Source organism: Listeria welshimeri serovar 6b str. SLCC5334 (assembly GCF_000060285.1).
GTDB lineage: Bacteria > Bacillota > Bacilli > Lactobacillales > Listeriaceae > Listeria > Listeria welshimeri.
The window spans coordinates 473,736-487,280 of record NC_008555.1 but is presented as its reverse complement, the minus strand read 5'-3'; the positions used below and the strand labels follow the sequence as shown (position 1 = coordinate 487,280).

9 protein-coding genes and 4 pseudogenes are annotated in these 13,545 nt (G+C 35.8%); 4 read left to right on the top strand and 9 right to left on the bottom strand.

Features of this window, described 5'->3' with window-relative positions; all coding sequences use genetic code 11:
* Positions 1-12: 12 nt before the first annotated feature.
* The 8 genes and pseudogenes from rlmN to LWE_RS02290 form a co-directional block, all read right to left on the bottom strand.
* Positions 13-1,116 carry a dual-specificity RNA methyltransferase RlmN gene (gene rlmN / locus LWE_RS02320; RefSeq protein ID WP_011701299.1) on the bottom strand — a complete coding sequence of 368 codons (1,104 nt, stop codon included), beginning with the start codon at positions 1,114-1,116 and terminating at the stop codon, positions 13-15.
* Positions 1,117-1,266: 150 nt separating this feature from the next.
* Positions 1,267-2,967 (bottom strand): oleate hydratase, encoded by a 1,701-nt coding sequence (locus LWE_RS02315; protein ID WP_011701298.1) that lies wholly within the window; start codon positions 2,965-2,967, stop codon positions 1,267-1,269.
* 109 nt (positions 2,968-3,076) lie between these two features.
* Complete coding sequence (locus LWE_RS02310; RefSeq protein ID WP_011701297.1) at positions 3,077-3,637, bottom strand: TetR/AcrR family transcriptional regulator; 561 nt, start codon at positions 3,635-3,637, stop codon at positions 3,077-3,079.
* 161 nt (positions 3,638-3,798) lie between these two features.
* Positions 3,799-4,011 (bottom strand): annotated as a pseudogene (locus LWE_RS14350) (hypothetical protein); the annotation flags it as partial.
* A complete protein-coding gene (locus LWE_RS14345; protein WP_011701295.1) occupies positions 4,004-4,645 on the bottom strand; it encodes a hypothetical protein in 642 nt (213 codons plus the stop codon). The gene LWE_RS14345 and the pseudogene LWE_RS14350, both read right to left, overlap by 8 nt.
* Before the next feature lie 541 nt (positions 4,646-5,186).
* On the bottom strand, positions 5,187-5,753 hold the full coding sequence (locus LWE_RS02300; protein WP_011701294.1) for a DUF4304 domain-containing protein: 567 nt from the start codon (positions 5,751-5,753) through the stop codon (positions 5,187-5,189).
* Between the two features lie 177 nt (positions 5,754-5,930).
* On the bottom strand, positions 5,931-6,821 hold the full coding sequence (locus tag LWE_RS02295; protein ID WP_148264566.1) for a hypothetical protein: 891 nt from the start codon (positions 6,819-6,821) through the stop codon (positions 5,931-5,933).
* A gap of 655 nt (positions 6,822-7,476) precedes the next feature.
* Positions 7,477-7,886 (bottom strand): annotated as a pseudogene (locus LWE_RS02290) (hydantoinase/oxoprolinase family protein); the annotation flags it as partial.
* Positions 7,887-7,951: 65 nt separating this feature from the next.
* Here LWE_RS02290 and LWE_RS02285 point away from each other — a divergent pair.
* A pseudogene (locus LWE_RS02285) lies at positions 7,952-8,948 on the top strand (HD domain-containing protein).
* Between the two features lie 15 nt (positions 8,949-8,963).
* Here the strand turns inward: LWE_RS02285 and LWE_RS14765 are convergent.
* Positions 8,964-9,068, bottom strand: a pseudogene (locus tag LWE_RS14765) (PucR family transcriptional regulator ligand-binding domain-containing protein); the annotation flags it as partial.
* 154 nt (positions 9,069-9,222) lie between these two features.
* On the opposite strand from LWE_RS14765, the gene LWE_RS02280 reads away from it, so the two are divergent.
* Genes LWE_RS02280 through LWE_RS02270 form a run of 3 tightly spaced genes read left to right on the top strand, consistent with a single transcriptional unit; the run spans position 9,223 to position 13,479 of the window.
* On the top strand, positions 9,223-10,170 hold the full coding sequence (locus LWE_RS02280) for an AAA family ATPase (protein ID WP_011701289.1): 948 nt from the start codon (positions 9,223-9,225) through the stop codon (positions 10,168-10,170).
* A 4-nt stretch (positions 10,171-10,174) separates the two neighbouring features.
* Positions 10,175-11,323: a DUF58 domain-containing protein gene (locus LWE_RS02275; RefSeq protein ID WP_011701288.1), complete on the top strand. Its 1,149-nt coding sequence runs from the start codon at positions 10,175-10,177 to the stop codon at positions 11,321-11,323.
* Complete coding sequence (locus LWE_RS02270) at positions 11,320-13,479, top strand: transglutaminase-like domain-containing protein (protein WP_011701287.1); 2,160 nt, start codon at positions 11,320-11,322, stop codon at positions 13,477-13,479. The genes LWE_RS02275 and LWE_RS02270 overlap by 4 nt, the downstream gene beginning before the upstream one ends.
* Positions 13,480-13,545 lie beyond the last annotated feature (66 nt).

Genomic DNA, 13,545 nt, shown 5'->3' with positions numbered 1-13,545 from the left:
ATAGTTTGAATGTTATTCTTCTAGTGCTGCTTGCTTTTGTTTCATTCGTTCACGCACGCCAACTCGTTTGATTTGTTTACTACGTAGTTGCCCACATGCAGCATCAATATCTGTTCCATGTTCACGGCGAATAACGCAATTTATACCATTTTTCTTAAGCGTGTCATAAAATGCAAGTACATCTTCTTTTGTACTACGTTCGTAATCAATATGTTCATCCACTGGGTTATAAGGAATCAAGTTAACATAAGCTAAATGACGATGTTCGCCCAGAAGTGCAGCAAGTTCGAGCGCTTCTTTTTTATGGTCGTTTACACCTTTTAACATAATATATTCAAAAGTAATTCGGCGGTTGGTTTTATTTACGTAATAATGAATCGCCTCCATCAATTTCTCGATAGAATAGGTTTTATTAATACGCATAATGCTCGTCCGTAGTTCATTGTTTGGCGCATGTAAGGAAATTGCTAGGTTCACTTGGAAATCCTCATTCGCGAAATCAATAATACGCGGTGCGAGTCCACTTGTAGAAACAGTGATATGACGTGCACCGATTGCCAAACCTTTATCATGATTAATCACGCGTAAGAAATCCATCACATTATCATAATTATCAAACGGTTCGCCGATTCCCATTACAACCACATGACTTACACGTTCTTCCAAATTACGTCCATCCAAATAATGCTGCACATTCATAATTTGTTCCACAATCTCACCAGCAGTTAAATCACGACTTTTTTTCAAAAGCCCACTTGCGCAAAAAGTACAGCCAATATTACAGCCAACTTGGGTCGTCACACAAACAGACAAGCCATATTCTTGCTTCATCATCACGGTTTCAATTAAATTCCCGTCACTCAGCTTGAATAAATATTTCGTCGTGCCATCTGTAGATTCTTGTACCACTTGTTCCTCTAAAGTGTTCATCACAAAATTCGCTGTCAATAGTTCAATTGTTTCTTTTGGTACGTTACTCATTTCTTCAAAAGTTTTAACACGTTTTCTATAAAGCCAGTCCCACACTTGTGTCGCGCGGAATTTCTTTTGGCCGTGTGCTTCTAGCCATTCTGTTAATTTTGTCCAGGTTAATCCATAAATGGAGCTCTTTTCCATTGTTCAGCCTCTTTTCAGGTCTTGTTTTCGTCTATAAAGATTATAGCTGTTTTATGGTTCACAAGCAATGCTATTTCGTAAATATCAGTCGTTTGTCCTGCTTGCCACAAAAAAAGTAGCTATTCTGTCACAAATAGCTACTTTCTCACTTTATCTAAACATGGTTTGAGTTGCTTTCGCTAACACTTTTGGATCACGATTATGTGGTGTTACCGGGCAGATTTTTTTGTCAATATCAAGCAACGTATACACGGCGATTCTAGCGGCGCGAACAGAATATTCTTCGGTGAAAACCATATCTTTTGGAATTTCCACAAATTGGCTAATCATCGCAAAGTTTGTACTACCTTCTGGAACAACGGCCGGACGATCGCTCATTGCTCGTGGTTCGAATTGCGCATCGATGTATGGCATATAGCACGGAATTACATTGATAATATCCGCTTTAATTTCTTCAAAATCGTCTTGCCAGTTCAAATGACACATTAATTCATATAAAATTTCTTCCCCAGTACATTCTTTCATCGGTTTTTTCACGAAATCACCCACACGGTCAGGATATAATCCGTAACCCCAGAAAATCGTAGTGTTTGCATCTTGCGCTTTAAAATGAGGTTGTGCGGCAACAACGGTACTCATTAACCAATTGGAATCTTTGAAAGTCATAAGCGCACCACTTCCTGGAATGTTTCCTGTGAAGCGTTCAATACGTTTCAATAATTTATCACCATGACAAGTAACGGTAAAACTTTGCCAATTTGTTTCTTCTTCATGACCGAAAAATGGCTCTGGATTTCCTAAATTTGGTTTCTTTTGCGCTACTTTATACCAAAGTTCCCCAGAAATTGGTTTTTCTTCTGGTTTTGGTGCTGGCGTATTCATATCGCCAAGTGTTGCGCTATCCGTCATACAAGCATTTGTCATAATCACGTCATCATCCGGGCCAAGTTCAATAGTTGATCCATCTGATAAATGAAGTGCTGTTGCTGTGATTCCCGGTGCATCTTTAAAATCAATATCTTCTACAGTTTGATTAATTGTAAAATCAACATGATGTTTATCTAAAAATGTTTTTAGCGGTAAAATTAAGCTTTCGTATTGGTTTAGCGGTGTTCTCGTTACACCTTCTAGCGTATCAATCCGGCTAAATTCTAACATCATCCGATTCATATAACGTCTAAATTCAAATAAACTACTCCATTTTTGGAAAGCAAAAGTGGTTTGCCACATATACCAAAAATTCGTTTCGAAAAAGTGTTTATCAAACCAATCACGAATTGTTAAATTATCAAGTTTTTCTTCCGGAGTAGCGAGCAGTTTCGTCATCAACATCCGGTCATTATTATTAAATCCCATCGAATGCGCATCAAGAATATTACGATCTTTATCAACTAATCTTGCTTGTGCATGAGTTGGATGTAAATGGTCAAAGTTCAAAATTTCTTCCGTTACACTAAAGTTCGGCATATCAAGCGACGGAATACTGCTAAATAAATCCCAGAAATTTTCGTAGGTTTCTTCATTTAACATCCGACCACCGCGGCATACAAAGCCATGTTCCACACTTCCGGCCCCATCATTACTTCCGCCTAAAATGTGCATACCTTCAATAATATGAATATTTTTCCCATCAAAATTGGCATCTCGAATCAAATAAGCCGCACCAGCCAAACTAGCAATCCCGCCACCAACAAAATACACTTGTTTATCGCCGTAATAACGCGCTTTAATTGCTTCATCCACTAAACGTTCTTTTTCAGCGTTCTTTTGCTCAGAAATTTTCTTTGCAGCAATACCTGTTCCAATTGCAGCCCCAGTTAGAGCGACTAGCGTACGTTTTTTATTTTTCATCACTATCTCCTCCAATTTCTTGATACAGATAGTATACCGTTTCTCGCTTTCTTTTAATCTGGGCAAAACAGCTATTATGTCTGTTTTTCAGACAAATTTGCAATATTGTCTAGTTTTCTCGGTACATACTGTTTGCCAAAAATTCCGTATCCTTCGCAAGTCGAAATAGCTGACTCGCAATCGTTTCCGGTGCCTCTTTAAAACCGCGCGTAATCCATTTAATCAGTACACCCGAGCATCCGTAAGAAAAGAATTCCGCATAAAACACCCGATCTGCCTCGTTCACCGCTCCATTCGTATCAATTTTCTCAAACAAATCCATAAACAACGAGTTCGTTAGTTTTGAAAAGCAAAAAGAAAGAATACTCGCATCAGCCGAAACCGTATTTTTATAGAAATCGGCATTTTCTTTAATTGATTCCAGCATTTTCAGCACATGTTTATCCCAATTTTCAAGCGTAATCCCATCCGCCAAACAATGGAAAAAATCATTTTCATAGGTCCAAGTAAGCAAATCGTATTTATCTGTAAAATGATAGTAAAAAGTTTGCCGATTAAGCCCACAAATATTCGTAATATCCGCAATACTAATTTTTTCAAACCTCTTATGCTGACAAAGCTCCATCAATCCACCAGCAATCGCTTTTTTGGTAATGAGTGAATCCGCCATGGCGTTCGCCTCGTTTCGTTTGTTTAGGTTAATTGTATATCAAGTAGATTAGGAATAGCTAGGGAAAACATGGAAAACATTTGTTCGCTACTATTTTTAGAGTTATAGATTAATTTTTACTATTTGTGATTATATTTTCATATAGTAATAAGATTGTTTTATTACTCCATCGCTTTAAAATTGCTTAGAAACTGAATTCCTTTATTTAATTCTTTCTCAATATCGTTCCATTGACTTGTTTCATCATCATACCAAGAATAGATAGTTTTAACTTTTCCATCAACCACAGAAACTACTTCAAATGAAACATAGCAATAAGGGGCACAAGTATGTTCTTCAACTACAATTTCTGCCATGTATTTGTCATTATTTAGGGAAAATATTTTGCTTAGATGTACCTTTTGTTGAAAAGTAATTTTTATCTGCCCAGTTAGCTGCGTCATTAGCAACTGAACTGTTTTTTAGATGATAAACTTTTACCCATTCTTTACCATCATATTCCTTCATCCGTTTTGCTGTAGTCCATTGTTTTGTCGTTTCACCTTTACCTGGAATATCTAATATATACTCATTACCATTCGCGATAGCTGCATGTCCTAATAATCCAGAAGATGACGTTCCGTTTGTAATCAGAATATCTCCTTTCTTAACAGTGTATCCCTTATATACACCTTTTACCATTGGTTTCTGTGGTACTTCTTCCCATTCTGCATCTACAACAGGAGGTTGACCATAGTTATTAATTTTTATCCATTCTTCATACGACATAGATTTATCGTATATACCATCTTTCAATCCATCTTGATAGACTTGTTCATACTGATTTTTATTCTCTTCTGTCCATGTTTCCAAACTTACATCCGCTTGTTTAATAATTCCTTCTGAAACTCCCTGATTATACAACGCTTCATAATCCGTTTTTTCTTGTGCTTGAGCACTCTCTGGAGATATCAAAATCCCACTTATAAGGAAAAGTGTTGTAATAATCCCAACTAACCATCTTTTCATTCCATTCCCTCTTTTAATGTAAAATTAATATGCTAACAATAAAACCATAACATAAATAACAAATGTATAACCAAAAATGTAATGAAATGCTTGATTCTTGTTATGAACGATAAATTAAGTCTTAAACTTTTGCTTTTTAAACACAAACTGAATGTTTCTAGCAAAACAATTCTGGAAGTAATCACATATTGTGTTATTATGCACAATTTTATACACTCTTTTATAATTTAATACTAAATATGCTGAAAAATACTCTTTATACGTTAATATTTCCATCAAATTCCTTCCTTTTTGAATATAAAAGTGCATGCAGTGTTATATTTATACATACTGTATCTAATGAAGTATTATTTTTAACTTAAATATCTTACATAACTCCGCGTTAAAAACGCAGTAAGTAAGATTCAAAACGAAGAAAGAAAAAGAGAAGACAAAAAATCGTCTTCTCTCTTAGAACGCCAATGATACGCGTCATTTATACCAATCTAACTCAATGGCATTGAGTTAGATTCGTGTTAGAAGATTTTTATGCTAGAAAATCTCATTCAAATGGTTCTGATTCTGAGGAAGAAAAGCACCTTATAAAATCAGAAATAGTATTTCTTCTGAAAATGATATTTTGATTTTTGAGATGTGGTAAAAAACCAAACTTTTCTACTTTTTTTACAAGTAAATTAATATCGTTAAACTGCTCAAAAAAAGGAATAGCATAATCATTGATGATGTTTGTGATTTCAAGAATCACACGTTCACGTTCTGTAAATGTAGCTATTTCATATCGAGGCCATTCATTTTTCATTTTAGTTAACCTTGCAAGTGATGTTGCAACTACCATTCCATCAACCGCTTCACCCTGATATTCATTTCGCCTCCATTGTGCTAAACGATCTGATTCTACACTAATATTTACTAAAAACGAAGTTGATCCATACTTTATGGAAGGTTGAAAAGATATTTTATAAGTAAACTGACTATCTTTCTTAATTATTGCATTATTGCTTTTTATATATTTAAACCCATGCTCTCTTAATGATTCGGCAATACGTTCACAAACATAAACGAATATATTTCTTGGTTTTTCATCTTTAGAAAATTCCTTCCTATCCAAAAGCTTAACTCCTTTCCGAATGCTTGTTAAAAGGTTACCTACATTTACATTATCCCCAATCTAACTCAATGTCATTGAGTTAGATTCATTTCAAGTAATTCATAAATCTATTTTGGAGTGACGAAAACTAATTTATCTTAACTTAGTTTCTTCAATTGTTCCAAAGTTCCCTCTTACTTATATTCTTTTACTCACTCCTTCGTTGTTCTTTTGAGATAATATCGAAGTTAGCTTCTGCATATTTGTCAAATAATTTTCTTTGTCTTCCATAGCTTGAAAAAACAATATTTGTGAATAAACAAAAGCTTGTATCATCCAGCCAATTTTCACAAAATCAATCTTGATAAAGTCTTCCCAAGGAATTTCTTCTTTTATCGTTTTATGCTTTTTAACTATTTTTACCTCAAGAACTGCTTTGCGAATATTAACACTTAAAGATAAGTGTGACTCCCCATTTCTAATTTTACGATTAATAGTTTGTGAGAACAAAACATATTTATTGTTTGTTATTTTATTAAACCTATCTATTTTCTGATATATTGTCTCCCTCCATATTTTATAGACATTATAATTATTTTGATTTGCTACTTCGGCCAATATATTTAATGTTGAAAAAATTTTCCCTATGAACTCTACACCTTTAGCATATGTATTAGTAACTTCCATCCCAAACTGCTTTTTTTCTGAGAATGAACTATTTGGCTTGATTAAAGGAGTCAGTTTATCTAGTTCAAACTTTTTCCTGCAATATTCAGTATATGATGACATATATTCTAATTCAGGATCTTCTTTAGTTCCTAACCAGAACATATTTAAAGCGTTAACAGTTGCTTCCTTACTAACCTTCATCGCTTCCATATATAGATCTAGATACATCATTATTAGTTCTGCTTCTTGTTCTTTACCAATTTGTTCTGATCCATTTAACCACAGCTCTAAAGACTCATTTATATATGATACAACAGTTAATGAGCCTCTTTGGGAAATAAGCTTAGCCAATCTTTCTGAATTAGCTCCTTCTTTCAGGTAAATATCTAACTCTTCTGCAATTTCTCTAAACTTCTCCAATACATCAACCCCAATCTTTTCTTTATTATACTTCATATTCTTTCTTTTTTCTGTAACAAACTAATGCTATAATAATTCTTACAAGCAATGTTTATGGTGGTGGCTAGCCTTCTTTTTACTAAGCGAGGTGATGCCTATGTGTTATATTTTTGTTAGGCTCTCTTAGAATGGATAGATAATGACCGTTTATGAAGCACTGTCTTTTGCACTATTATTAAACAGTCAAAATAACCACTCATGAACTTCGAACGGTTTGACCCGAACACCAAAAATTAGACCTTAAAATTTGATTTTTGGTGTTTTTTTATTCTCAAATTTTAGTGATGGTGCCTTTTCTTATAACAATTTCTTTCATTAGTACTCCCTCCTTTATCTTATAAGTTTATTGCGCAATTAGTTTTAAGGTTCTTATATCAAGTTCATACAACTAACCAATAAAAGAATAGCACGGATAAATAAACTGAAATATTTATATATCAAATTTGATTCTTAACAAGTTCATTTAAAGAGATAGTCACTAATTGATTCCTAACTTCTTATTAATGATTAAAAACCGTATTGATCCCCTCTTCGTTATAAAAAACAGGCTGGAAACAAAGTGAATTCTTACTTTACATTCAGCCTTAAATGCACATTACTCCACTATTTAATTACCTTAAACCAAATTCCCCACAATTTTCACGTGTAATCTTGTCGCATTACCTGGAGGATACGCCAATGGACTTTCTTCCACTACTTCAATCAAGTCAGTCACTGCACGGCTAAGGTGGCTGTTCTCTCGCCATTTGCTCAGCATCATACATAGCTTCTTTCCGCTCGATTTGATAATAGATATAGATTTGTTCATATATTTCGCTGATTTGTGAAATAGATACACCTATTGCGTTACGACTGGTCCGTTTTTGTCGCGGAAAATTTGTGCAACACCAGAGATTTCATCTGCAATAATCACGCTACCACCAACAACAAGAACTGGGTTTACTCTACCTGAGCTGGTTTTCATTTTATCATTCGCATCTTTGATTATTTTGACGATTTTTTATAAGCTTTCTCAGCAAAATTGGAATAGCTAGGGAAAACATGGAAAACATTTGTTCGCTAATATATAATTGAAAAAAGAGGTGAATATGATGAAAATGACAGACCCACTCTACGGAACATTTGAAATAGAACCTGTTTTGGTTGAATTAATTCAGAGTCCATTGGTTTCCCGGCTAGCACACGTACATCAAGGTGGCTCGAGTTATTTAGTAAATCCGCTTTGGGACCTTAGCCGGCTTGATCATTCGATTGGCGTGATGCTTTTTATTCGGAAATTCGGTGGTTCTTTGGAGGAACAAATTGCTGGCTTGCTGCACGACGTATCGCACACTGCTTTTTCGCATGTGGTTGATTATGCACTTGACTTTGAAGAGGAAGATTATCATGAGCAAATTTTTGAGGACTTCTTAAAAACTTCGACGATTCCCGCCATTTTAGAGAAGTATGGTTATTCTTTTGAAGGGATTTTTGATGATATTTCGAAGTGGAAAATTTTGGAGCAAGAAGCCCCGGAGCTTTGTGCTGACAGGATTGATTATACACTGCAAGATTTATATCGACATGGGAAAATTAGTTTGGCTGAGGTGGAAGAATTTTTACAGGCTTTAGTAATGGTAGATGGGCGGCTTTATTTGGCAAATGTCGCTCTTGCAGAATGGTTTGTTGAGCAATATTATTCGGAAGTGATTGATTATTTTTATGACCCGCTGAATGTTTATAGTTATGAGATTTTGGCTGAAGCAATGCGCATTGCGTTTCAACAGGAGGCGATTACGACCTCGGATCTTCGGTTGACTGATGCTGAATTATTGGCTAAATTGAATGCTAATTCGGATGCTCGGGAGAAAATCCAGTTGCTTGATAATGTTCGTTTGGAAGAAAATAAGGGGGACTTTACTTATCATCATAAGAAGAAAATGCGTTTGATTAATCCGTCTGTTTTGGTGGATGGGCGGCTTATTCCTGCTGATGAACTTTCAGAAAAAGTACGTGAAATGAATGCATGGGCAGCTAAGAAAAGTGAACATGGAGCCTACATAAAAGTAATCCAAAAAAAGTAAGCAGTACTCTCACTGCTTACTTTAGAGGCTTAAATTAATATAAGGAAATAGACGAAACCAGCTTAGACAATCCTGATTTCCCAGAGACTACTTTCGCTTCTTTTAAAGATGGTAGTTTCATTAAATCTGCTAATTTTACGCTCAAAGTTCGCCACCTCCAGTTATTTTAAGTGTAAACAACCTCAAAGAAAAAGTCCATGCCACCTTAAATCTTTTACATTCAAGGTTGATTATAGTAGCATTAAACCATAAACGAGCAATTCTGACCAAAAACATATGAAAAGAAACGGAGGCAAATTATGTCTACAGAGCCATCCATTAAAATAACAAAAATTATTGATGAAGTTGAAAAAGTTATCGTCGGTAAACGACATGTTGTTAAATTAAGCTTAACTGCTCTACTTGCGGGAGGTCATGTATTATTAGAAGACGTTCCTGGCGTTGGAAAAACAATGATGGTTCGCACACTTGCAAAAACTATCGGTGTTTCCTTTAAACGAATTCAATTTACACCAGATTTACTTCCGGCAGATGTAACTGGCGTGTCTATTTTCAACCCAGAGACACGTGAATTTGAATTTCGTCCAGGTCCAGTGATGGGAAATATTGTCCTTGCCGATGAAATTAACCGTACGGCGCCGCGAACTCAAGCTGCCTTGTTAGAAGGTATGGCCGAAAATAGCGTTACTGTTGATGGAATTACTCGCAAACTTGCTGATCCTTTTTTCGTCATGGCGACACAAAATCCGATTGAGTATGAAGGAACGTATGCACTGCCAGAAGCTCAATTAGATCGATTTTTACTTAAAATCAATATTGGTTATCCGACAGTTGAGGAAGAAATGCAGCTACTTACTTTAAAACAATATCAAGATCCGCTTGATCAAACGAAGCAAATGGTCACACTGGAAGAACTACTACACCTAAAAGATTTGGCAAAACAAGTCTTTATTGATGATGTTTTAAAAAATTATATTATTCGCTTAGTAGATGCAAGTCGTAAACACCCTTCTGTCGCGCTCGGAGTTAGTCCGCGTGGCTCACTAGCATTTATGCAAGCAGCTCAAGCTTTTGCTCTTATTGAAGGTCGAAATTATGTTATTCCAGATGATATTCAATATTTAGCACCTTATATTTTCACTCATCGTCTTATTTTGAAGTCTGAAGCTTATTATAATGAGGAAACAGCCGAATCCATTATTGCTTCCATTCTGAAAAACACGTCCGTTCCGGTAGAAAAGAGGTAGTTAAATGTTAAAAAAACGCCTCCTGTTAGCATTTCGGTGGATTATTATGCTAATTATTTATGCTGGACTTTGGGCTTATACGTTATTTCAAGGTGATACAGCTAGTTGGTTTTTAACTTATTTCTTTAGTTTTATTTTGTTGATTTTATTCTTGTCATCCATTTATCCATTAAAAGCATGGAAAGTACATCGTAATTTTGTTAAAAATACCTACCATGATGGTGATTTAGTCGATATGCACGTATCGTTTTCTCGAAAATCCCGTTATCCAGTGGGTTATTTGTTATTCCAACAAAAAATACCGGTTAGTTTTGGCCAAGTAAGCGCCCGCCAACAAGTTGTCTATCCACTTTTCAAAAAGAATTTTACTGTTAAGTTGACTGGTTTTATCGGCGTCCGTGGGATTCACTACTTTCCGCCGCTAGACTTAGAGACCAGTGATGCCTTTGGGATACTAGAACGAACGCGCCAAATGTCTTCCGAAAAACCACTCACGATTTATCCTACTTATTTTCCTGATGTATTAGAAAAAATCAGTGAAGTTTCTCCTGAAAATGAACGAAATGCTGCTTATTGGACTCTGAAGAAAAATAGTAATATTCACAGTTTGCGCGAATTTTCTTCTGGCGACCGCATTGCTTTAATTGACTGGAAATCTTCTGCTAAAAGTAACCAACTAATGACCCGAGAATTTGAAAATAGTGCCACATCACGATTATCAGTGATTTTTTACGGAGCAAATCATCCGAATTTCGAACTATCGCTCCGGGCTGCTTACTCTTTTATTCGTAAAATTTCGGAGGATAATGGCGAGATTCGAGTTACTATTCTCGGTGATCAAATACGTAAATTCGCTCCGGCTAAAGGAACAAATCATCTTCATGAAATTGCAAAAACCTTCGCTGAACTTGCTCCAGTCGAAAGTTTAGAACTACAAAACTCCCTTGATAGTAACTTGCATTCTGGAGAAAAAATTTTCCTTTTCACACCAGATATTGATGCAATGTTAATGCAAAAAGTGACACGTTTAACAGATAATAAGCAACTACAAATTATTACGATTCAATCTGATCATCCAACTGCTTCCGATGTGCCGGCAGTTTTCTTAAATCCTGCTAGTTTGTTAAGTAGATGGGAGCGTGAAAACAGATGAAAAGACGCCTTTCATTCCTATTATTGTTTATTCTTTCTGTTTTACTTATTTCTGAGTGGATTTATCCGTTTGCCGAGCTAACTGAACTAGCTACAGCGAATTGGATTATTCTCTTTATAACGATTTCACTTGCGAGTTTTTTCATTCATTTGAGGTTTTACTGGACTATTCCTCTCCATTTGGTAATGGTTTATGTGGTATCTGGAATTTATTATGCCAAAGACGGCGTTTTATCTTCCAGCTGGTTTAGTTCCTTTTTCCAAATTAGCTTTAATGGTTTTAGAGATATGGTTCAGTTCCGCCCGTCGGATATTTCAATGAACTTTATTCTAATTGTATTTTTAATTGCTTTATGGCTGTTATGTTATATTACCACTTATAGTATTTTGCGAAAGCAGCGAATTATGAGTGTGTTAGTGCTTACGGTGGCTTATCTAGCAGTAATTAATACTTTCACAGATTATAATAGTAATTGGGCGATTGTCCGGACAGTTTTAGAAGGATTTCTATTACTTCATCTGGCGCTTACAAGCCGGATTGCTGCACCAAATCGACTAAATATTGATTCTATGAAACGTAACGGAATCATTTATCATCTTTTGATTGTCGCAGTGCTTGCTGTATTTGTTTTTAGTTCGCTAATGTTACCTAAAAAAGCGCCTATTTGGCCTGATCCTGTGCCAACGATTAAAAACGCTCTTGGGATAAATACAACACGAACAGTTGGTTATAGTGAAGATGATACTAAGCTTGGTGGTTCGCTCAAAAAAGATAATGCGACTGTGTTCACTGCTCGAGCTGATAATGGACATTATTGGCGAATTGAGTCAAAACGTATTTATACAGGTACTGGTTGGGCGGATGAAAAATCATCTGAATTACAACAATTTTCTGCTGGCGAAGACTTTCCTGTGCAACTGACAGAAGAAACAACTGGCGACATGAAAACAGCCGAAATCAGTTTTCAAGCTTCAAGCGACTATGTGCCTTACCCATATGGAACTCAAACAATTAATAGTGCTGTCGACTCATTCAATGCCAACTTAACTACAGAAAAAATAACGCCAGAAAACACAATCAAAAATTACACCATTCAATTAAAAACACCCGTTTATGATATTGAAAAAATGCAATCAGCCGATTTCAGTTCACTTTCATCTGCCTTTGTTTCTAAATATACACAAACGCCTAGTGAGCTGCCAAACAGAGTGACAAAACTCGCCAATAAAATAACCAAGGATGCTGATTCCATTTATGATAAAACGAAAGCAATTGAGAGCTATTTAAGTTCATCTGGCAATTTTACTTATAGTACCGATGATGCCAAAGAAACGCCAAGTGGAGCCGATTATGTGGATCAATTTTTATTTGAAACCAAAATAGGCTATTGCGATAATTTCTCCACTTCGATGGTTGTTATGCTTCGTTCGCTTGGCATTCCGGCGAGATGGGCAAAAGGTTACACCCCCGCTGATGGCGAGAAAAAAGGCAATGACTCAAAAGCCACTTTTACAATTACAAATAATAATGCGCATTCTTGGCCAGAAGTATTTTTCCCAGGGACAGGTTGGGTTCCGTTTGAGCCAACCGCCACATTTTCAAATCCGGAAGACTTTAAAGAGCCAACGACAGAAACTGCCAACAAACCAGAAAATACCGATGACAGCACGAGCACTCCTGAAACACCTAACGAAACCGAAAAAACACCTGAACCAGATGCTGGAAGTAGTTCCACAGGCGAAACTCCTAAAAAAGAACAACCAAAAACTGACACAGCAAAAACAACTTTTGAAATTCCTTCGTGGGTTTGGTGGATTCCTGTAGGATTCATCGTATTAATTCTAGCTTTTGTAGTCTTGTTTAGACGTCAAATTCGTAGCTATTTACTCCTTCAATCGCTGAAAAAAAATTCGGATTTTAGTAAAATATATCTGAAACTACTTAAATTACTAGCTTCTTATGGATATGTGCGCCAACCGAGCGAAACGATGCGCCATTTTGCTAATAGAGTAGATTTGCATTTAAAAACAGCTGACTTCTCGAAGCTTACCAAAATTTATGAGGAATATATTTATAGCAGCAAATCGAGCGAACAAACTATCACTTCTCATGAAACAAAATTAATTCAACAAATTATCGCGTTTTTAAACAAATAAAATGATTATTGCATCAAAAAAGCGCTATCCTTCAAAAGATAGTGCTTTTCAGATTTGTATTTTCTA

Coding starts and splice junctions, on each gene's coding strand:
- rlmN (WP_011701299.1), bottom strand. CDS start 1,116: ATGGAAAAGAGCTCCATTTATGGATTAACCTGGACAAAATTAACAGAA.
- LWE_RS02275 (WP_011701288.1), top strand. CDS start 10,175: ATGTTAAAAAAACGCCTCCTGTTAGCATTTCGGTGGATTATTATGCTA.
- LWE_RS14345 (WP_011701295.1), bottom strand. CDS start 4,645: ATGAAAAGATGGTTAGTTGGGATTATTACAACACTTTTCCTTATAAGT.
- LWE_RS02280 (WP_011701289.1), top strand. CDS start 9,223: ATGTCTACAGAGCCATCCATTAAAATAACAAAAATTATTGATGAAGTT.
- LWE_RS02310 (WP_011701297.1), bottom strand. CDS start 3,637: ATGGCGGATTCACTCATTACCAAAAAAGCGATTGCTGGTGGATTGATG.
- LWE_RS02270 (WP_011701287.1), top strand. CDS start 11,320: ATGAAAAGACGCCTTTCATTCCTATTATTGTTTATTCTTTCTGTTTTA.
- LWE_RS02315 (WP_011701298.1), bottom strand. CDS start 2,967: ATGAAAAATAAAAAACGTACGCTAGTCGCTCTAACTGGGGCTGCAATT.